Source organism: Vibrio sp. Y10_XG_PY6, assembly GCF_024181795.1.
GTDB classification, from domain to species: Bacteria; Pseudomonadota; Gammaproteobacteria; order Enterobacterales; family Vibrionaceae; genus Vibrio; species Vibrio diabolicus.
Genome location: NZ_JAMZAQ010000008.1, coordinates 24,027 through 44,239 on the forward strand (window position 1 = coordinate 24,027; position 20,213 = coordinate 44,239).

General features: G+C 45.0%; 23 protein-coding genes. 17 read left to right on the top strand and 6 right to left on the bottom strand.

Going from position 1 to position 20,213, the window contains the following annotated elements; genetic code table 11:
* Position 1: 1 nt before the first annotated feature.
* From NL644_RS22210 to NL644_RS22220, 3 genes are all read left to right on the top strand, one after another.
* Entirely contained in the window at positions 2-496 is a 495-nt protein-coding gene (locus NL644_RS22210; protein WP_253658807.1) for a cyclin-dependent kinase inhibitor 3 family protein, read from the top strand.
* 256 nt (positions 497-752) lie between these two features.
* Entirely contained in the window at positions 753-1,970 is a 1,218-nt protein-coding gene (arsJ, locus tag NL644_RS22215) for an organoarsenical effux MFS transporter ArsJ (RefSeq protein ID WP_145533187.1), read from the top strand.
* Between the two features lie 285 nt (positions 1,971-2,255).
* Complete coding sequence (locus tag NL644_RS22220) at positions 2,256-3,269, top strand: acyltransferase (protein ID WP_005393819.1); 1,014 nt, start codon at positions 2,256-2,258, stop codon at positions 3,267-3,269.
* Here NL644_RS22220 and NL644_RS22225 read toward each other — a convergent pair.
* On the bottom strand, positions 3,266-3,595 hold the full coding sequence (locus tag NL644_RS22225; protein WP_005393817.1) for a DUF2500 domain-containing protein: 330 nt from the start codon (positions 3,593-3,595) through the stop codon (positions 3,266-3,268). The genes NL644_RS22220 and NL644_RS22225 overlap by 4 nt on opposite strands.
* Before the next feature lie 328 nt (positions 3,596-3,923).
* Here NL644_RS22225 and NL644_RS22230 point away from each other — a divergent pair, with 328 nt between their 5' ends.
* The 4 genes from NL644_RS22230 to NL644_RS22245 all read left to right on the top strand — a co-directional run bounded on the left by NL644_RS22230 (position 3,924) and on the right by NL644_RS22245 (position 6,978).
* Positions 3,924-4,292: a hypothetical protein gene (locus NL644_RS22230; protein ID WP_005393815.1), complete on the top strand. Its 369-nt coding sequence runs from the start codon at positions 3,924-3,926 to the stop codon at positions 4,290-4,292.
* Positions 4,293-5,374: 1,082 nt separating this feature from the next.
* A complete protein-coding gene (locus NL644_RS22235; RefSeq protein WP_005393811.1) occupies positions 5,375-5,995 on the top strand; it encodes a lysoplasmalogenase in 621 nt (206 codons plus the stop codon).
* Between the two features lie 69 nt (positions 5,996-6,064).
* On the top strand, positions 6,065-6,286 hold the full coding sequence (locus NL644_RS22240; RefSeq protein WP_048626825.1) for a YecH family metal-binding protein: 222 nt from the start codon (positions 6,065-6,067) through the stop codon (positions 6,284-6,286).
* 107 nt (positions 6,287-6,393) lie between these two features.
* Positions 6,394-6,978, top strand: coding sequence for a YhgN family NAAT transporter (locus tag NL644_RS22245; protein ID WP_005393807.1), 585 nt, complete (start codon positions 6,394-6,396; stop codon positions 6,976-6,978).
* A gap of 57 nt (positions 6,979-7,035) precedes the next feature.
* Here the strand turns inward: NL644_RS22245 and NL644_RS22250 are convergent, their stop codons facing one another.
* Complete coding sequence (locus tag NL644_RS22250) at positions 7,036-7,302, bottom strand: DUF1145 domain-containing protein (RefSeq protein ID WP_005393805.1); 267 nt, start codon at positions 7,300-7,302, stop codon at positions 7,036-7,038.
* 25 nt (positions 7,303-7,327) lie between these two features.
* A complete protein-coding gene (gene rsmD / locus NL644_RS22255; RefSeq protein WP_114324084.1) occupies positions 7,328-7,927 on the bottom strand; it encodes a 16S rRNA (guanine(966)-N(2))-methyltransferase RsmD in 600 nt (199 codons plus the stop codon).
* Positions 7,928-8,157: 230 nt separating this feature from the next.
* Here rsmD and ftsY point away from each other — a divergent pair, with 230 nt between their 5' ends.
* The 6 genes from ftsY to glpG all read left to right on the top strand — a co-directional run bounded on the left by ftsY (position 8,158) and on the right by glpG (position 13,703).
* Positions 8,158-9,357 (top strand): signal recognition particle-docking protein FtsY, encoded by a 1,200-nt coding sequence (gene ftsY, locus NL644_RS22260; RefSeq protein ID WP_114324085.1) that lies wholly within the window; start codon positions 8,158-8,160, stop codon positions 9,355-9,357.
* Positions 9,358-9,379: 22 nt separating this feature from the next.
* Positions 9,380-10,054, top strand: coding sequence for a cell division ATP-binding protein FtsE (gene ftsE / locus NL644_RS22265; RefSeq protein ID WP_005393800.1), 675 nt, complete (start codon positions 9,380-9,382; stop codon positions 10,052-10,054).
* Positions 10,044-11,012 (top strand): permease-like cell division protein FtsX, encoded by a 969-nt coding sequence (gene ftsX / locus NL644_RS22270; RefSeq protein WP_253658808.1) that lies wholly within the window; start codon positions 10,044-10,046, stop codon positions 11,010-11,012. The genes ftsE and ftsX overlap by 11 nt, the downstream gene beginning before the upstream one ends.
* Before the next feature lie 177 nt (positions 11,013-11,189).
* On the top strand, positions 11,190-12,047 hold the full coding sequence (gene rpoH, locus NL644_RS22275; protein ID WP_005378693.1) for an RNA polymerase sigma factor RpoH: 858 nt from the start codon (positions 11,190-11,192) through the stop codon (positions 12,045-12,047).
* A gap of 493 nt (positions 12,048-12,540) precedes the next feature.
* Positions 12,541-12,861 carry a thiosulfate sulfurtransferase GlpE gene (glpE, locus tag NL644_RS22280; RefSeq protein WP_114324086.1) on the top strand — a complete coding sequence of 107 codons (321 nt, stop codon included), beginning with the start codon at positions 12,541-12,543 and terminating at the stop codon, positions 12,859-12,861.
* Entirely contained in the window at positions 12,861-13,703 is an 843-nt protein-coding gene (gene glpG / locus NL644_RS22285; protein WP_253658809.1) for a rhomboid family intramembrane serine protease GlpG, read from the top strand. Before glpE ends, glpG begins: the two co-directional genes overlap by 1 nt.
* Positions 13,704-13,761: 58 nt before the next feature.
* Here the strand turns inward: glpG and NL644_RS22290 are convergent, their stop codons facing one another.
* Positions 13,762-14,172 (bottom strand): flagellar basal body-associated protein FliL, encoded by a 411-nt coding sequence (locus NL644_RS22290; RefSeq protein ID WP_046874381.1) that lies wholly within the window; start codon positions 14,170-14,172, stop codon positions 13,762-13,764.
* Positions 14,173-14,333: 161 nt separating this feature from the next.
* On the opposite strand from NL644_RS22290, the gene NL644_RS22295 reads away from it, so the two are divergent.
* Together NL644_RS22295 and ubiA are read left to right on the top strand one after the other, a co-directional pair.
* Entirely contained in the window at positions 14,334-14,873 is a 540-nt protein-coding gene (locus NL644_RS22295; RefSeq protein WP_005393781.1) for a chorismate lyase, read from the top strand.
* Positions 14,874-15,728: a 4-hydroxybenzoate octaprenyltransferase gene (gene ubiA, locus NL644_RS22300; RefSeq protein ID WP_005393780.1), complete on the top strand. Its 855-nt coding sequence runs from the start codon at positions 14,874-14,876 to the stop codon at positions 15,726-15,728. It abuts the gene before it with no gap.
* Positions 15,729-15,795: 67 nt separating this feature from the next.
* Here the strand turns inward: ubiA and plsB are convergent, their stop codons facing one another.
* Positions 15,796-18,222 carry a glycerol-3-phosphate 1-O-acyltransferase PlsB gene (plsB, locus tag NL644_RS22305; RefSeq protein ID WP_047010238.1) on the bottom strand — a complete coding sequence of 809 codons (2,427 nt, stop codon included), beginning with the start codon at positions 18,220-18,222 and terminating at the stop codon, positions 15,796-15,798.
* Between the two features lie 368 nt (positions 18,223-18,590).
* Between plsB and lexA the strand changes: the two genes are divergently transcribed.
* On the top strand, positions 18,591-19,214 hold the full coding sequence (lexA, locus tag NL644_RS22310) for a transcriptional repressor LexA (RefSeq protein ID WP_005393778.1): 624 nt from the start codon (positions 18,591-18,593) through the stop codon (positions 19,212-19,214).
* A 7-nt stretch (positions 19,215-19,221) separates the two neighbouring features.
* Here lexA and NL644_RS22315 read toward each other — a convergent pair whose 3' ends face one another.
* Positions 19,222-19,422 carry a hypothetical protein gene (locus NL644_RS22315; protein ID WP_114324088.1) on the bottom strand — a complete coding sequence of 67 codons (201 nt, stop codon included), beginning with the start codon at positions 19,420-19,422 and terminating at the stop codon, positions 19,222-19,224.
* Between NL644_RS22315 and NL644_RS22320 the strand changes: the two genes are divergently transcribed.
* Positions 19,405-20,199, top strand: coding sequence for a class I SAM-dependent methyltransferase (locus NL644_RS22320; RefSeq protein ID WP_005393777.1), 795 nt, complete (start codon positions 19,405-19,407; stop codon positions 20,197-20,199). The two genes, NL644_RS22315 and NL644_RS22320, sit on opposite strands and share 18 nt — an antisense overlap.
* Positions 20,200-20,213 lie beyond the last annotated feature (14 nt).

Here is a 20,213-nt window from a genome sequence, read left to right on the forward strand (position 1 = left end):
AATGTCTCATCCTACATGGCAATTAGATTTGGACTCTGGTGCATTAGTCCTAACACCGTGCCCGGGTACGAAAGGCGTCGATTTGCAAACGTCTTTACAGCAATTAAAAGAGCAGGGTGTTCAAGCCGTGGTTACGGCATTGGACAATGCTGAGCTAGCAGCGAAAGACGTTGCGGCTTTGGGTGACACCACTCAGCAACTGGGCATGAAATGGTTCCAGATCGAGATTGAAGATGACTGCGCACCAAGTGACGAATTTGCGGCGAAGTGGCACCAAGCCAGTCCGGAACTGCATGCGATTCTTGCTCAAGGTGGCAAAGTCGCGATGCACTGCATGGGCGGCTCGGGTCGCACAGGTTTGTTTGCGGCTCACTTGCTGCTAGAGAAGAAATGGCAGTTAGAAGATATCGTGCGAGAAGTGCAGGCTCTTCGCCCTGGTGCGTTTACAAAACCGGTGCAGCTTGAGTACATCGAACGCGTGGCGCAAGACGCTTGATCAGCTTAAATAGCTTTTGGAACATCATGATCCAAAAGCTATTTTCCAGTTTATATAATGGAAAATAGGTCAGCAGTAAAACTAAAGATTTTAGTCTAAATTTTTGTTTTTATTGGTTATATTTGTCCATTTGTAAATTTCGGTGTGTTTGTGAATTCGAACTAAGGTTGTATCGCCTTATGGTTGGTGTACAGGTTAATAAGCATTTGGCACATGATGATCTAAATGCTTCTATCGCTGTACATAAGAGGTCAATATGATTTCTCAATTGAGCAAAAGTATTCGTCAGTACATGTTAGTGACGTTTAACTATTGGAACTTTACCGTGACCGACGGAGCGCTGCGTATGCTGGTGGTGCTCTATTTTCACGACTTGGGTTATTCCACGTTAGCTATTGCCTCACTGTTCCTTTTTTATGAATTTTTTGGTGTGGTGACCAATTTGATTGGTGGGTGGTTGGGCGCAAGGTTAGGCCTGAACAAAACCATGAACATTGGTTTAGCTATGCAAGTGTTTGCGTTGTTGATGCTGGCAGTACCCAACGCATGGCTGACGATTCCTTGGGTGATGGCGGCGCAAGCTTTGTCGGGGATTGCCAAAGATCTCAACAAGATGAGTGCCAAGAGTGCGATTAAAACATTAGTACCAGACGAGCAGCAAGGCGCACTCTACAAATGGGTGGCGATTTTGACAGGCTCGAAGAATGCACTCAAAGGGGCGGGCTTTTTTGTTGGTGGCTTGCTGCTATCTTGGGTGGGCTTCCAAAACTCGATGTTTATTATGTCGAGTGTGCTGGCATTGGTGTTTGTTTGCAGCATGATCTGGCTAGAAGCAGACATGGGTAAAGCAAAGAGCAAACCTAAGTTTCGCCAAATTTTCTCCAAGTCCGAATCTATAAATATTTTATCTGCGGCGCGTATGTTCTTGTTTGGGGCGCGTGATGTGTGGTTTGTGGTCGCTCTGCCTATTTATCTTGGCAGTGTGTTTGGCTGGGATCACTTGTGGGTCGGTGGCTTTTTAGCCGCATGGGTCATTGCTTATGGGTTTGTGCAAGGCTTTGCGCCGCGTATTACTGGCAAAGCGCAAGGTCGCGTGCCTGATGGTAGTGCAGCATTAGTATGGGCAGGAATTCTTGCGTTAATTACGGGCGGTATTGCTTATGGTGTGCAAATCGGTTGGCAGCCTGAGTTGGTGATTGTTGTGGGGTTAATGATTTTTGGCGCTGTGTTTGCCATTAACTCTTCACTGCACTCGTATCTGATTGTGAGCTATGCCAAAGGCGATGGCGTATCTCTGGATGTGGGTTTCTATTACATGGCCAATGCGATGGGACGTTTGATTGGCACGGTATTATCGGGTTGGATCTACCAAGAGGCTGGTCTTGCGGCGTGCTTATGGGTCTCCTTTGCTTTCTTGGCGCTGACGACGTTGATTTCGATTAAGTTGCCAAAAGCTAACGTTGCCACAGCGTAAATTTTGCCCGGTGTTTTTATCTGTAGATCGTACAAAATGGCTCCAACTTGGAGCCATTTTTTGTTTCTTGTACGTCACGCGGCGTAATCAAGTGGTGTGGATTCGGTCTCGTGAGTTCATGCTGATGTTTGGTTTTTGTTCCCGCCAACGGATTAGAGTGGCGATGAAATCCCCGTTGTAGGTCATTGTTGCGTTAAAAATAAGCAAAAACAGATTGTTAACCATTTCACTGGCTGAGATTTACCCTATGCTATAAACGATAAGCGACTCAAAGTAGGGAAAGGTATGAGAGAAAGGGTTCTGTTTTTTGATTTATTGCGCTGCTTTGCTGCGGTGGCAGTGATCGCCATTCACGTCTTGGCCCCTTATCGAAATGAGTTAGGAGTGATTCCGTTTGACCAATGGTTGACGGCCGTAGGCGTTAATAGCGTTACCCGCTGGGCGGTGCCAGTTTTCATTCTGATCACCGGAGCGTTGATGCTCAGTGACACTCGACCATTTGACGGTAAGTATTATATCAAAAGGCGTTTAGGCAAAGTCTTAGTCCCATTTCTTATTTGGTCGATGTTTTATGCATACCTCTCTGGCTGGACGGCTCAAGGGTTTGATTTTGAAACCGTAAAAGAGGTGTTAAGCAATAGCCCATTTCACGCAACGTATTACCACCTCGGTTTTTTCTATTACTTTATACCTCTGTATTTTGTGATTCCGTTGTTCCAATGGATGGTACGCAACGTTGATGACAATGTGTTGTATACCTATCTCGCATTTTGGCTTTTCACCAGCACGCTGTTTTTGTTCAAGATTGATGGTCCATGGAGTAACCAAATGTGGCTCTACATGGGTTACCTTCCTCTGGGTTATGTTCTATTTCAAAAAGTGCCTTTGAACCGCTCTATGGTGACCTTATTTACAGGGTTTGGTCTCGTCGCGTTGGCTGTGACATTTACTATGGTCGTGACAAACAGTCTAGAGGCTGAGAAGTACACGGTTGGACGCTGGCTATCTTACAAAACACTGAATGTCATTCTAGCAGCTTCGATGATTTTCATGATCGGTCGTTACTTTGGGGAAGGCTTGTCACCAAAAGTACAAAAAGTGGTGAGTGTGATCAGTCAGCACAGCTTGGGGATTTACTTACTTCACCCAATTTTCTTATGGCCGATGAAAGCGTTTGGTTGGTACACCGGACATCCCGCATGGGTGATTCCAGTCTGGATCATTATCAGTGGAGCTGGAGCCTTGGCGATGAGCTATCTATTTTCTCGCTCTGCCAAGACTCGTTGGTTACTGCCTTAACGTTTGATGGCGAAGTGAAGGAATTTGTTACCACGATAGGTTAGCGTTCCTTTATCTCCAGGGTTGAGTGCATGGTAGTAGTGCACTCCAATTTGGAACTCTCGTTTAGGGCCAATAGAACCGCGTTGGACATAAATCCAATATTCTTGGTCGTCTTGGCCTGGTGGTGCATCTGGGATGTCGATAGCTTGCTTATCTAAAATAGTTACCTGTGCACTTTGTTCTGGAGCGTCTTCGCCCACATAGTGCTTGCTATAGAAACGAAAAAATACCCATGCGCCCAAAGCAATAAGGGCGAACAGGGCGACAATAAGTGAGATTGGCATGTTAACCTCCGATGTTTCATTGAGCTCTATTCTACAGAACTCATTGATGAAACGATGAGTTGAGATAACTTATTCATAATCTAATGAAAGGGACATGAATTTTATTCGGCGCACTTCACGGTTTATCTCAATGGGGACGCGATGAAATCGTTGCTTCATCTGCAAGCTACGTCACTAAAGCTGAACTAAGCAGCTTTCACTTGTCTGGCTATATGCGCTCAAGGGCACAAATTGAAAGTAAAATTGCACTTAACGGCTCGAAAAAGCTCTAAATTTATAGAAGAATAAAAATAACGAACACGGGAAGGGTCTGGTAAGGAGGGTTACGATGTCAGATATTGAAAAAGTAGTCATGCGTACCCGAACGATCGAAAAACTTTTGCGTACTCAGTACCATGCAGAAGGGAAAGGGTTACACCAACTTATTAATAGTTGTGAAGAACGTTTACCACATGACGTGATAGCGAAACTTCGTTTTATCGCTACTGTGCGTAATAAAGTGGTTCACGAAGACGATTATAAGCTGGATGATCGGAAAGGCTTTATGGCGGCATGTGACGCTTGTGAAAAAGAGCTAACGCCAAGAAGCTCTCGTTTTATTTGGCGTGCAGCAATTTTGCTAATGACGTTGATTACGCTCGCCGCTCTTGGTTTCTACTACATGCACTGGGATATCTTGTCCAAACACATACAGTAGAAAAACACAGATAAATAAAAAAGGACGCATTTGCGTCCTTTTTTATTTTTAATCAGTAGGTTAGTACATCATTGGCAGTGTCATTAAACCCACAACCACTGCAATCATTACCAGCCCTTGTTTTTGAGAAGATGAAATCATAACACTACCCCTTAATCTTTGATGAACTCGATGAATTTAATATAGCACTGTTTTTGGGGTTTGATCAACATATGCTCGATAATCTTTTCAAAAAATACACTTAACTTGTATTTTTTTACGTGTTTTTGACTAATGAAACTGTGTTTTTTGTGTTGTATTTAAAATGCTCGTATTGTGTGATTGTTGTTCGTATTTTATTTAAGTATATGATTTTAAAGTGTCAATCTTGGTTTGTTGTTGGCTTGGAAATTGTTTTTTGTTTCGGTTGGTATGTTGATTGCCGATTTTGTCTGTGTTTCTCAAAAATTGAGAAAATAAAAAGATGTGCTATGGAGGTGCATCATTGAGTTGAGGTGTGAAAGGGGAATTTTCTTATCTAATGAGAAAATATGGGCTTAAAAAGTGTTTAGTGATTTGATGGTTTATGAAGTCGGTGTTTTCGATGGTTATTGAGAATGTGGCTTTATTTATCATTAGCTTACGTTCGTTATTTGATGTTTTTGTTATTGAGTTAAGTTTGATTTTTCATATTGTTCTAATCTGTTCATCGGTGGTTTCTACTATCTTAGCTCGCTACCAAGACGATTTTCTGTTTTGTGTCTGTTATTTATTCTTGTTGCCTGTGATGTATACAGTCTGATGGTTTAGTCATCAGTTTTTGACGTGATGGGTTACCAAGGCCGTTGGGCTGCTTTTTAGTTAAATGGCCTGACTAAGCGCGGGTTATTGTGCCGTGTGATTTGATGAACTTGGCTCATGGGATAGGGCTCTGCCCCATATTTATGGCCGTCATTAAGGCTCATCGACTTAATTGTTGTGCAGACTGAGGGTTACAAAATGTTTCGAATCGCTAGCGAGATCCAACTTTCGCAGATTGTGTCTTTACATCAAAACTGGTCTACCTAGACTAGCGGCGAGTTTAAGTAAAAGGTGTATACGGCATGTGGAGTTGGTTGGCGATAGGGCTATCAGGTGTGTATTCCGTGTTGGGAGCAAAACAAGCTAACCCGACACAATCCCTCGTGTTTAAAATCTTTACTCTGCTACTTCTTCTTGTGTTGGTGTTAACTCAAGGCGCATCCGCAACATATACCTACTGGATTGCGGGTGGGCTTATTGTGTCTATGGTGGCAGATACGCTGCACTCGTTTAAAACTCGCAAGCTAATTTACTTTGCTGCGTATTTGCTTGCTCAGGTGTGCTATAGCAAGTCATTTTGGGTGCAGCTTAATGGTGAGATTGTCTGGTGGCTGTTGGCCCTACTGCTCGCAGCGAGTATCGTGGCGTTCTTTTTGTTGCTACCTCAACTCGACTCTCTGGTGTTTCCTGTTGTGATCATGGGGATGATGTTGGTTCAGCTTGCTTGGGCGGCGGGTGAAGTTTGGTTGCAGGCCCCGAGCTATGCTAATGCTATCGGTTTCAGCGGAACCCTAGTTTTGATCTATTCGGCGTTGGCGTATGCGATACACGGTTACCGAAAACCGATGAAACACGCCTATTTGTGGGTAAGTGGTAGCTACTTCTTTGCCCACGCCCTCATTGTTGCCTCTATCATTTACTAATTTAAGTCAAAGCAGCTCCCGAAGATTTCAGTAAACTGGACGTATTGTTCTTGATGACTGGAGTCAATAATGAGTGAAATCCATGCCCACGAGCTGCTAAACCTACTTCGAGAAACGCCAATGGATCGCGAAGCGCTGGCACAGCACTTTGGCAACACCGTTCGCTTTCACACCTGTAAACTGAATAATCTAGACTTAGATACATTGCTAGCATTTTTGCTCAAACGCGACAAAATCCGTGAGCTTGAAGGTAAGTTTGTGGTCAATATGGCGCGTGTCTGCAATCACTAAGCGGCGGCTATGATGCGAGGGTGAATATGCTGTTTTCGCCCTCAGCCATGTACTCACGTTGTCAGTTTGCTATACACTGGCCGCCATTTTTTAGGTGAGGCCAGAATATGGACATTCTTTCTGCAGCGACCATGCTGTTTCTAATCATGGACCCTCTCGGTAATTTGCCGATTGTGTTGTCTATTCTCAAGCACATCGATCCTAAGCGTCGCCGTAAGGTATTGATTCGTGAACTACTGTTTGCCTTACTAATCTTGATGTTGTTTCTGTTTGCAGGACAAAGCATCTTAAGTTTTTTGCATGTCCAGCCAGAAACGCTCAGCATTTCAGGTGGCATTATTCTCTTCATTATCGCGATTAAGATGATCTTTCCGAGCGCTGGCAGTATCACTGGACTGGCGGCAGGGGAGGAGCCCTTTATTGTTCCGATGGCCATTCCTATGATCGCGGGCCCTTCAGTGATTGCAGCATTGCTTTTGCTATCTTCACAGCATCCAGAAAAAATGTTGGAAATGTCCGCATCAGTTGTGATTGCGTGGGGCGCAACATTTTTTATTCTAATGTTTTATGGCTTCTTTAATCGTTTGTTGGGCGAGCGTGGTCTAAAAGCGGTAGAGCGTTTAATGGGCTTGTTGCTGGTGATGATCTCCACTCAAATGTTTTTGGATGGTGTTAAGAGTTATCTTGGGTGACGGAATAAACGCAATAAAAAAGCCGCTCTTGAGAGCGGCTTTTTAGTATTTGGGCGATTACATCATGTGTTTACGACGAATATCGAGCAGGGCAAAAATACCAAAGATCAGGATGGAATATTTTTCCCAACTGCTCATTTTAATTTTGTCGCCAAATGCGCCAATGAAGATGGCCATTTGTAAACCGTGCATGATGAACAAAAAAGCGGTCATGATGTACAGCGCAATCGCGGCATTACCGGGAAACGGCATAAAGATATTGAGGATCAATACTAACCAAACAAAGGCGATAGCCGCTTTGGCCAGCAGAATTAATGCTTTCATTTAAGTGTCCTTTTAAATCGAGGCGCTATGCGGAGGTACGTTCATACAGACGGTAACTCACTTGGCCTGCTGTTTTTTCTCGATGTAACTGCCAGTTTTCTGGTAAGTCGGCAATATTGAGTTCTTTTTCTGTTTCAATATAAATCATCGCGTCTTCCGCGAGCCAGCCATTTTGTTCTAGCAGAGCCACGGTTTCATCCAATAGTCCCTTACGAAACGGTGGGTCAATAAACACCACATGGTGCGCAGTACCCGGCTGTTTTAAAAAGCTCAGTGCGTCGGTATTCACTACTTGGATGTTGTTCGCGTTAAGAGATGTCACGTTCTTCTGTAATTGCTGGAAAGCTTGTGGGTTCAGCTCGACCATGGTCACTTGCTCTGCTTGGCGCGAAGCCGACTCAAAGCCTAAGCCGCCGGAGCCGGCAAACAAGTCGAGACATTTTGCTTGCGGCACATCTTGAGCCAGCCAGTTAAATAGCGTTTCTTTGACGCGATCGGTCGTTGGGCGTAAGCCTTCAGCATCGTGTACAGGAAGTTTTCTGCCTCTCCATAAGCCACTAATAATGCGAACAAAGCCCGTTGTTGGCTTTTTTTGTGATGAGTTTTGCTGGCGACGTCTTACCATAGATTTTTTGACCGCTAATAAAGTGATACTATATCTAATCGCCCAAGCCGTGAGCTTGGAGCTTGGATACAGCCCAGAATATTCAAGATGACAGAGTGTAACACTAATAAGATTAGAATTACCTAATCGGAAAGTTTTCACAACTTTGTCATTAGCCTTTTTTAGACAGATAATAATCTTGTCAAAAAAGAGTCATTAATAGATAAAAGAACAATCTAGGATAGCCCCAGATGACGGAAAAAAAGAAGCGCGGATTACTTTCGTGGCTAGGTTTTGGTGACGAAGAACAAAGCCCAAAACCAAAAACTGAAGAAACAGTAAAAGAAGAAGCAGTGGAAGCGCCTTCTGAAGAGCAGCAAACCGACGCAGCTGCTGAGCAAGCGGAAGCAACGCCAGAACTTGAAGAAGCGAAACAATCAGAGGCTGCCCCAGCAGAAGCAGAAGCAGAAGCAGAGGAGCCAGAAGTCGTATCGGCCGCGCCTCGTGTTCAAGAACAAGAAAAGCCAACAGAAAGCTTTTTTGCTCGCCTCAAACGCAGCCTAAGCCGCACAAAAGCAAACATCGGCGCTGGCTTCTTCGGTCTGTTCAGCGGTAAGAAAATCGATGAAGACTTATTTGAAGAGCTAGAAGAGCAACTGCTTATTGCTGATGTGGGCATGAATACCACAACAAAAATTATCAACAACCTGACAGAAAAAGCCACACGTGGCGATCTGAAAGACGGCGAAGCCCTTTATGGTTTGTTGAAAGAAGAAATGGCTGAGATTCTTTCTAAAGTCGAGCAGCCACTAGAAATCGATAGCAACAAAACGCCTTACGTTATCTTAATGGTGGGTGTAAATGGCGTGGGTAAAACCACGACCATCGGTAAGCTTGCCAAGCAGTTCCAAACTCAAGGTAAAAAAGTGATGCTTGCAGCGGGCGATACTTTCCGTGCCGCAGCGGTTGAGCAGCTACAAGTGTGGGGTGAACGTAATAATGTTCCTGTGATTGCTCAACATACTGGCGCAGACAGTGCTTCTGTTATCTATGATGCGATTGAAGCGGCAAAAGCACGTGGTGTGGATGTTGTGATTGCTGATACAGCGGGTCGTCTACAGAACAAAGCGAACCTAATGGAAGAGCTGCGTAAGATTGTACGTGTGATGAAGAAAATTGATGACTCTGCACCACACGAGATCATGCTGACGCTAGACGCAGGTACAGGGCAAAATGCCATCAGCCAAGCGAAACTTTTCAGTGATGTTGCCCCTCTAACCGGGATTACTTTGACTAAGCTGGATGGTACAGCCAAGGGCGGCGTAATTTTCGCTATTGCTGATCAGTTTGGTATTCCAATTCGTTACATTGGTGTGGGTGAAGGTATCGAAGACTTGCGTCCATTTGAAACTCAAGAGTTTATTGACGCACTGTTTAGTCGTGAAGAATAAAAAGAGTTAGAGGAAATCAACGGTGATCAAATTTCAGCAAGTAAGCAAAGCTTACCGAGGTGGTCGACAAGCACTGCAAAAAGTCGATTTTCACCTGAGGCGCGGTGAAATGGCGTTTTTAGGCGGGCATTCTGGGGCTGGTAAAAGTACCTTGCTGAAATTGATCTGCGCGATAGAGCGACCAACTGATGGGAAAATCCATTTTAATGGCCACGACATCACGCGTATTCCAAGCAAAGACATCCCTTTTTTGCGCCGCAATATTGGGATTGTTTTTCAAGATCATCGTCTATTGATGGATCGCAGCGTATACGACAATGTCGCTCTGCCGATGCGCATCGAATCGATTTCTGAAAACGAAATCAAACGCCGCGTTTCTGCGGCGTTAGATAAAACGGGCTTGCTTGATAAGGCTCGTTGCCTGCCGAGCCAACTCTCTGGTGGTGAGCAACAACGCGTCGGTATTGCTCGTGCCGTAGTCAATCGACCAACGTTGCTGGTGGCTGATGAGCCGACAGGTAACCTCGATCCCGAACTATCCAATCGCGTATTGCGGTTGTTCGAAGAATTTAATCGTGCGGGAGTGACCATCTTACTCGCCACGCACGATGTGGGGTTAGTAAACACTCGCCCACAGTATCGTCATTTTGAATTAAACCAAGGCTTCCTAAGTGAGGTAGAAGACTATGGCAGGTAACAAGCACTCCCAAAAGAAGGGGAAAGGCCGCAGTGCCAAGCGTGCAAATACCGATGGTTTTTTCTCTGTCCACGCAAAACAAGCAAAATCCTCTTTTAGCGCGTTATGGCAACGACCTTTAGGTAATATCCTGACCCTAGCCGTGATTTCAATGGCACTTGCTATGCCAGCTTGTTTGTATCTACTGGGCAAAAACGTCGCGGGTGCCGCGGAAGATGTGGCATCTCCCTCGCAAGTTAGTGCTTACTTAGTAGAAGGCATGCCGGATGCACGTGTGATGGTTCTCAAAGATCAAATTGAAACTTGGCCTTTGGTAAAAGAGGTGGAATATATTTCACCGCAACAAGGTCTATCTGATTTAAGCCAATATGCAGGATTCGATCAGGCTATCAGCCTTTTAAGTGGCTATGCGCTACCCGGTGTGTTGGTGATTACGCCAGCCTCGGAGCTAAAGAGTGATATTCAGTCATTAGCCAAAGACGTTCGAGAGCAACAAGATGTGACCGACGTGAGACTTGATGAAGATTGGCTGGCGCGTCTTGATGCGATCAAAACTCTCGCGAGTATTATTGTCATTACTCTGACAGTGTTGATGCTCGGTGCGGTATTTTTAATCGTTGGCAACACGTTGCGATTTAATGTGCTGGCGAATAAAGAAGAAATTCAAACCATGAAACTGATCGGTGCGACGGACAGTTTTATTCTGCGCCCTTATTTGTACACGGGGATGTGGTTTGGCGTATTAGGTGCCACCATCGCGTGGTTGGTAACGGCTTTAGTGACCATTGTTATGAATAGTGCGGTGGAAGATCTTGCTGCGTTGTACGACAGCCAGTTTCGCCTGATTGGTCTAAGCTGGGATGAATCTTTGCTATTAATCATCATTGGTAGTCTTTTGGGATGCATTGTGGCGCGCTTTTCTGCGCAACGACATTTAAAAGAAATTGAACCAGTTTAAGTGATGAAGGTCTTACTACTTGGATTTTATTAGCACTAGCTAATCTGGATCCCTTGTTTAGACCGAATGTTTATGGATAATTGCTTCCCCTTCTTGAAACTTGTTCATTTTGAGTTCAAGATATCGAAGCTAAATTTGCAATGTAATGCTCCAGATCAGAGATTGATGAGGAATTGAATGACAAAAGAAGCGTATCCGATGGCTCTAGTCACGCAAGATAGCCTTGATAGCTATATTCGCTCAGTAAACAGCTACCCAATGCTGACTGCAGACGAAGAGCGTGAGCTGGCAGAACGATTACACTACAAAGGTGAGATTGAGGCTGCAAAAGGTCTAATTCTTTCGCACCTACGATTCGTTGTTCACGTTGCTCGTGGTTACTCTGGCTACGGTTTGCCAATGGCGGACCTTGTGCAAGAGGGTAACATCGGTCTAATGAAAGCCGTTAAGCGTTTTAACCCAGAAGTAGGGGTTCGCTTGGTGTCTTTTGCTGTCCACTGGATCAAAGCAGAGATCCACGAATACGTGCTACGTAACTGGCGTATCGTGAAAATTGCGACCACTAAAGCGCAACGTAAGTTGTTCTTCAATTTGCGTAAGTCGAAAAAGCGCTTGGGTTGGTTTAACAACGGTGAAGTCGAAACCGTTGCGCGTGAGTTAGGTGTTGAGCCTTCTGAAGTTCGCGAGATGGAATCACGCTTAGCGGCGGTGGATTCAACCTTTGATATGCCAACTGATGAAGACGACAGCTCAAACGCTTACACAGCGCCGATGCTGTACCTAGAAGACAAATCGTCTGATGTGGCTGACAACATCGAAGCTGCAAACTGGGAAATGCACACCAACAACCGCTTGGGTCATGCATTAGCGAGTTTGGATGAGCGTAGTCAGCGCATCGTGCGTTCTCGTTGGTTAGATGATGAGAAAGCAACATTGCAAGACTTAGCTGATGAGTTCGGTGTTTCTGCCGAGCGTATTCGCCAGCTAGAAAAAAACGCAATGAAGAAACTAAAATTGGCCGTGGGTGAATTTTAATTTCCACTGCTAATTGAAAGTAAGATTTTCATAGAAAGCCGAGATCATATGATCTCGGCTTTTTTATTGTCGATCGAAAATCGATAGCGTTTGCGATCCGGATTTTATGTGCTACCTGTGTATAACTCTGTGAAGTAATTATTTATCAACTGTTCGAAACCCGGACAAAATAAGGGATTCAAGCACTTTTCCATCTGGGGATAGTTATAGATATACACACAGTTAGATCAGGATCATCACTACATATTGTGGATCAAAAGATCCAAATACACTTTATCAACGCAATTCACAGCTTTATCCACAAATGGTTGGAATGTGTACACTTTTGAAAACCCTGATTATCCATGTGTCTAAGTTTGCCGTTGGATAGGTTACAATAGCGGCAGTATACCCAAGCGGCTTCAAATATAGATTTTATGCTGTACCACGGGTGCTGATTAGCACGTTAGGTTCGAGGTTGCTTGGGTATATTAATAAGAGAATGAGAAAGTAAATGGATCAGTTTAAGCATATCGATATACAAGGTGCGCAAGCGCTGCTCGAGCAGGGTGATGCGAAGCTTGTAGATATCCGTGACCCTCAATCGTTTGCCGTTGCGCATGCGGAGCCCGCGTATCATTTAACTAACGATACGATCGTTGCGTTTATGGATGAAGTGGAGTTCGAACAACCCATTCTGGTGATGTGTTACCACGGCATTAGTAGCCAAGGTGCGGCGCAATATTTAGTTAACCAAGGCTTTGAACAGGTGTACAGTGTGGATGGTGGCTTTGAAGCCTGGCATCGAGCAGAACTACCGATAGTGAGAAGTTAATGAAGAGATTGGTAACGTTAAATAATCCACGTATGGCGCAAGCCTTTATTGATTATATGGCCTCTCGCCAAATTGACATCGAAATGATGCCAGAAGGAGACGGGCAATTTGCGCTGTGGCTGACCGATAGCCAACATGAAATAGAAGCGGAAGCTGAACTTAAGCTGTTCCTTGCTAACCCGTCTGATTCAAAATACAGCGCCGCCTCGTGGGACGTTGCCGATACTCGCAAGAGCACATTTCATTATTCTAGCCCGAGTATCATGAGCATGGTCAAAGCGAAAGCTGGCCCCATGACTTTGCTGATCATGACAGTCTGTATCATCCTCTACTTGTTACAAATGTTTGGCTTTGGCAATGGCGTGTTTAAGTTGTTGCACTTCCCGGCTTTTGAGGGACAACAATGGCAAGTGTGGCGATGGCTAAGTCATGCGTTACTGCACTTTTCAGTAACTCACATCGTGTTTAACTTACTATGGTGGTGGCAGTTGGGTGGCGACATCGAACGTCGTCTCGGTTCCGGTAAGCTATTGCAACTCTTTGTGGTGTCGGCAGCGCTTTCAGGGGCAGGCCAGTTCTATGTTGAAGGGGCTAACTTCGGCGGCTTGTCTGGCGTGGTCTATGCACTGCTTGGCTATTTGTGGATATTGGGTTACCGCTTGCCACATTTAGGCCTTACGCTACCCAAGCCAATCATCGTTTTTATGTTGGTATGGTTAGTTCTTGGTTTTGTGCAGCCGTTCATGGCGATTGCAAACACCGCTCACTTAGTGGGTTTACTGTCGGGGATGGCGATTGCGCTGTTTGATTCAGGCAAGATGAAATACCAACAGCAAGCCTAAAGCTGAAATGAAAAGACCGCTCAAGAGCGGTCTTTTTTATGTTCAAAACGATTTGGGTTTATTGGTAAAGGTATTTTGTAAACAACAAATCGGCAATGATGGTTTTACCTGTTTCGGGCAAAAGTGTTTCGTTGAGGGTCGTCACTAAGGTTTTGCGCAGATCTTCTCGGCCAGAAAGGGACTTAATAGTATCTTCTGTTTGCTTACCCAGTAATTCAATCACTGCATCGCGAATCAAAGGTTGGTGATGCTCAACAATCGATAAATCTTGTTGACTCATTACCATGATGTCGATGCGCACTTGCACATAACCTAACTTTTTGCCTTTGGTGTAAAAGTTAGTAGTGAGATCAGGCTCAAGGGTAAAGTATGCCAACTTAGGTCCAGCTTCTTCCGTTTCAGCCCAACTTGGTGCGGCGAACAGTATGGTTAACGCAAAAATAATTTGGGCTATATAACGTTTGTACATATTTCTAACTTTTCTTTCTCTGGATCGCGATATTCGAATCGCTTCAGTCTTGATACAATGGGCCGTCTATAACAAATAACGGAACTTACGGTTACATACATTACTATGGACGGTAAGTTGTTGCTTTATTGTACGCATAAAGCCTCCAATTGAATACTAGTATGAATCAGCCAACATCACTCTATCTTGCTTCTTTATTGGAAGTAGAGTGGCAAAACCCCGAAGAATTCGAATTTCCAAATGAATTTGCCAAGCACTGGCTTGAAGAGCAAGGGTCTTTGTCACGTCGTTTAAAGCAACACTGCCAAGCATTAACGGTAGAATTGCTACAAAATCAGATCGTCACTGCGGCGACGTTAAAACAGGACGAAAGCCAGTTATTGTCCGAACAAGATTGCTTACTGCGAGAGGTAATTTTGTGTGGTGACAATGATAACTGGGTTATCGGACGGACATTAATTCCTCGCTCAACCTTAGTTGATCAGCAGTATGATTTGGCTCAACAAGGGGATATCCCATTAGGACTAACAGTGTTCAGCGCAGACAACGTTGAGCGAGACTCTTTGCAAATGGGATGGGTAGCCGTACCAGAAGGACGTTTGTTAGCGCGACGCTCAAGGTTGTGGATGAATCACAAACCGATGCTGGTCGCCGAGTTATTCTTATCTAATTCACCAGTTTACGCTAAGGAGACAGTGTAAATGTCCGCAGAAAAAGCCAAAGCATATTGGCAACTGATGCGCATGGATCGCCCGATTGGTTCACTGTTACTGATGTGGCCAACGATTTGGGCGCTGATTATCTCAGCCCAAGGGATGCCGAGTTGGGATGTATTTATCGTGTTTGTATTGGGTGTATTCCTAATGCGTAGCGCGGGGTGTGTGATTAATGATTTTGCTGACCGCAAAGTCGACGGCCATGTAAAACGTACCAAACAACGCCCACTGCCATCAGGGAAAGTGACAGCAAAAGAAGCGATTGGATTATTTTTGGTTTTGGGTATCAGCTCATTCTTGTTAGTGTTGACCATGAACCCGTTGACGATTCAGCTATCCTTCGCTGGCATCGTGTTGGCGTTCATTTATCCATTTATGAAGCGTTATACTCATATTCCACAACTCTTTTTAGGCTTAGCTTTTAGCTGGGCAATTCCAATGGCGTGGGCTGCACAAACCGGGGAGCTACCACTGATAGTTTGGTTTGTGTTTCTGATTAACGCTTTATGGACCATTGCTTATGATACTCAGTATGCGATGGTCGATCGCGATGATGATTTAAAGATTGGTATTAAATCGACGGCAATTTTGTTTGGTCGTCATGACAAACTCATCATTGGGGTATTGCAACTGATTACGCTCGCGATGTTGGTTTGGTTAGGGCAGTTCTACCAATTGGGACAAAGTTACTACTGGACCCTTTTGATTGCTGCGTCGTTGTTTGTTTATCAGCAGCACTTAATTCGTCACCGTGAGCGGGAGTTGTGCTTTAAGGCTTTCCTCAACAACAACTATGTTGGCATGGTGATAGCGATAGGGTTATTGGTCGCATTTTGGTAAGCGAAGAAATAGCAAAAAGGCATCCGATTGGATGCCTTTTTTCTTATTTTGGAAGAAGGTAAAACGGTTACGACTGAAGTTGATGAATACTCTCTTCGATCGTCAGTTTCACTTCTGGATAAAGCAGAGTGAATAGTAATCGTGCAAATTGCTGCGTTTTCTTCGTGTCACAGTTACCATCGTTATCGAGGTATTTTTGCTGTTTGAGCGTATTGAACATCGCGGTAAACACACCTTTATCGAAGAATTCTGGCGCATTAATACCGTGTAAGCGTCCTAAACGTTGAGCAATATCTTGGCTCTTCTGTTCTAGGTCCGATTTACCGAGCTCTGGGTAAGCAACAAGCAAGTTCATCGCGATAGAGTAGCGCTGCAGTGTTTCCGTGATTGTACGACCTAGCAGAACCAAAGGCTGGTTGTTCGACTGATTGATCTCCAGCTTATCACCATCGAGGCTAATCATTTTCTGATCGGCAAACTCATGCAGTGTTTTAACGACCAATTCATCCAACTCGTCTTCTTGATAGCTTAAGAACAACTCTTTCTTCAAGAATGGGTAGATTTGCGCGACATTCGCTTGAATCTTTTCTACCGAAAGGTTGCGCTGACGAATGATCATCTGAGCAATTAATGATGGCAGAGCAAACAAGTGGATGATGTTGTTGCGGTAGTAGGTCATCAGGATCGATTGGCTACGATCCAGCGAAATGATGTCACCCATGCTATCGGTTTCAATCACGAACTTATCAAGCGAAATTGCATGATCGACCAACTCCTCGGCACTTTCGGTAGGGATAGTGGAGGTGCTTGAGTACGGGTTGTTTTTGAGTAGCTTTAAGTAACACTCAATCTGGTTGATCAGCGAGTCACGAGAAAGTGCACGTTGACGAGAGGCAAGCAGTGCGGTTGCACACAAGGTCAACGCGTTTGCTGCCGCCGCATCGTTGATGTGCGTCATCATCTTATTAGCAAGGTCGTTGACCACAGGGTTCATCCATTGTGGTTTGTTACCACCCATGCTGTCGATGTCTTTCGTCCATTCAGGAGCGTGCTCGTTCAAGTATTGGTTGAGCTGAATTGGCTCACCGAAGTTCACATAGCCCAAACCAAAGTTACGCAGTTTACGCAGAGTACGCAGTACAAGCCCTGCGTTTTCCTTCTCTTTGCGTTTGCCACGCAGCTCTTTAGCGTAAGTGCCTACTTCCATTACGTGCTCGTAACCGATGTAGACCGGCACTAATGTTACTGGGCGGTTTAGACCACGTAGCATTGCTTGGATGGTCATAGCCAGCATACCCGTTTTCGCTTGCAGTAAGCGACCTGTACGTGAACGGCCACCCTCACTGAAGTACTCGACTGAATAGCCTTTGGCAAACAGCTCGGCTAGATACTCACGGAAAATGGTTGAGTACAGCTTGTTGCCTTTAAAACTACGACGAATAAAGAACGCCCCACCACGACGGAAAAGAGGACCGGCCGGGAAGAAGTTCAGGTTAATACCTGCCGCAATGTGCGGAGGCACCATGCCTTCATGGTATAAAACGTAAGACAACAGTAGGTAGTCCATGTGACTACGGTGACACGGAACGTACACAATCTCGTGGCCGTCTTGCGCTAAACGACGCACAGTCGAGGCGTTATTGATGTGCAACCCTTGGTACAGCTTTGTCCATAGCCAACTCAGGATGCGGTCGCCGTTTTTCACTAGACCGTAGGAGAAGTCGGCGGCGATCTCATCCATGATGTCGTGGGCTTCTTTACGTGCCTTATCAATCGAGATATTTTTGCTTTTGGCTTCGTCAGCGATCGCCAGTTCAATAGCTGGGGATTTTAATAAACGAGCAAACAACACTTGGCGTTGAGGCAGGTTTGGGCCTGAAGCAGCCAGTTTCTGGCGTGAGAAGTGGATACGCGCCACGCGAGCCAATTTGTGCGCAATTGCGCTGTCGGTACCGTGAGAGTCTGCCATATAACGCAGAGATACCACGGGACTAAAGCGAACCAAGCAGTCGCGTCCTGCTGCCATTACCGCTTTCGCCTTTTGCGGGCCATTCATTGGCTGAAGGTAAGGCTTTTGGTTTTCTTCTTTACCTGGTTTACGACCCCAAAGCACGGTTGCAGGGATCATTTGAACGTCCAATTCACTGTCCAGTTTATGCAGTTCCAGCAAGTCTGTGAACAGAGAGACAGAGTCGGTTGGGACATCATTATCGTTGTTCATCACAGTTGGACGCGCAGCGATAAAGACGAAACGGTTCAGCGTTTTGCCATTGATTTCCAGCGGACTGAGCGGGTCAGGCAGACCAAGGCTCATGGCTTGTTTTTGCAGTGTCAGCAAATCCACGTTCGAGCGGAACGGTAGGGCATATACAATCGGCTTAGCGAGGTCGATATTCAGATCTTCAATCGGGTTCGACGGGATTGTGGTGCCCTTTACCAGTACCGATAAAGGTAGTTTTAGTAATGAACGTGAAAATGATTGTCCAGAAGACATAAAGTTCACAGCCTCAATAGGTATTCAAACAGGCCTAACCTTATTTCAGTGTCCGCTTTGCATGTCTTCTATAGAAAAAGAAATGAGTACGGCAAAAGAAATAAGCCTAGGCGATAAAATTTAAGCGCAGCAAGGATACCAGAAACTGGTCAAACCTTTTAATTTTATTGGCTGTAAATTAGTCGAACTCCTAAGTTGTTGCTTTACTTTGATTAACTGAAAAGGCGGTGTTTTAAACGCATGAATAATGAACTTAGTCAGCAAACGAAGTGCACTCCACAAATAAATTAAAAAACAACCAATTGGGTTTTCATTTGAGCATTTACTGGATATACTCACAGTTAACTGTATAAAAAGACAGGTGAGACATGAAGCCGTTAACGCCACGCCAACAACAAGTCTTCGATTTGATCAAAAGTAAAATCGATGACACCGGAATGCCACCAACTCGTGCAGAGATTGCGCGTGAGCTTGGCTTCCGCTCTGCGAATGCCGCAGAGGAACACCTAAAAGCGCTTGCTCGTAAGCAAGCAATTGAAATTATCCCAGGTGCATCGCGTGGGATTCGTATCCTACTTGATGACTCTGCCGCTAATGACGAACAGGGCTTGCCTTTGATTGGTCAAGTTGCTGCGGGTGAGCCCATATTGGCTCAGGAACACGTAGAAGCGCATTACCAAGTCGATCCTGCGATGTTCAAACCGCAAGCGGATTTCTTACTTCGTGTAAATGGCGAAAGTATGAAAGACATCGGGATTATGGATGGTGATTTGCTCGCGGTGCATAAGACCCAAGACGTGAGAGATGGTCAAGTTGTCGTTGCGCGTGTTGATGATGATGTGACTGTGAAGCGTTTGGAGCGCAAAGGTTCAACCATATTACTGCATGCTGAGAATGAAGAGTTTGCCCCAATTCAAGTGGACTTAACGTCTCAGCACCTTACGATTGAAGGCTTAGCCGTTGGTATTATTCGCAATACCGATTGGATGTAAGTGTGTTTTAGCAGCCCAGTTCTTCTGGGCTGTTTTGTCTTTTCTCTTCTCTTTGTTCTACTTCCTCTAAAAGCTTGCTTATCATCCTGACCTTGTTTGTTTTGAGCAATTTATAAGCTTGATAATGTAATTGATATTCATTATCATCTATTTCAATGTCTATGTTTTCTCTCTGGCGCAGGAAATGCCCATGTCTCAGTCTAAACATCAAGTTCCTAACCATTTATTAAAACCACTGTTATTGCGTAGCCGTGAAAGCATGGTCGACAATGGCTTGGTGTACGATCCGATAGCTGCTAAAGCGTGTTTGAGCTGTAAGATGGCGCCGGATTGTTTGAGTGGTGATATTGCGCAGAAGCAATTGCTGCACGTGACGCTGACTCAGCTTTGTGACCAGCAGGTTAGTCATTTCTTACAGCAGTATCCCGATGCTTGGATAATCAATGTCGGAGCTGGGCTAGATACCCGCTTTTATCGTTTGGATAATGGGCGCTGCCATTGGATAGAGCTGGACGTGACGGAAAATTTGGTATGGCGTCAGCGCTTGTTCCACAAAAATGAACGTTATGAACATCGCTGTGGCAGTGTGGATGAAATGTCGTGGCTAGAGACGTTAGCCATTCCAGAGCAAGCACCAGTACTCATTTTATGTGAAATGGCACTGCTCGATTGCACAGAGCGCCAAGTCGCGAAATTTATTCAAACCTTGGGTCGACATTTTGTCTCTGCTGAACTGTGTATGGTGTTGGCAGGAGATTTAACGGAAACCAAATGGGGACAAAAGCTTGGCTCTGATCGTTATGCTCATGGCTTTGAAGCGCCTGCAGAACAGATATTGCAATGGTTACCATGGGCACAGTGGGTGAAAGCTTTCTCGCCATTCGATAGATTCTGTTCTCGTTGGAAAGCTTGGCAGCGTTGGCTTAATAAGATTCCAATGTTGAAGCATCGCCTCACGCCAGTCCTCGTTCATATCAAGTGGTAATTGGCTAGTCGTTA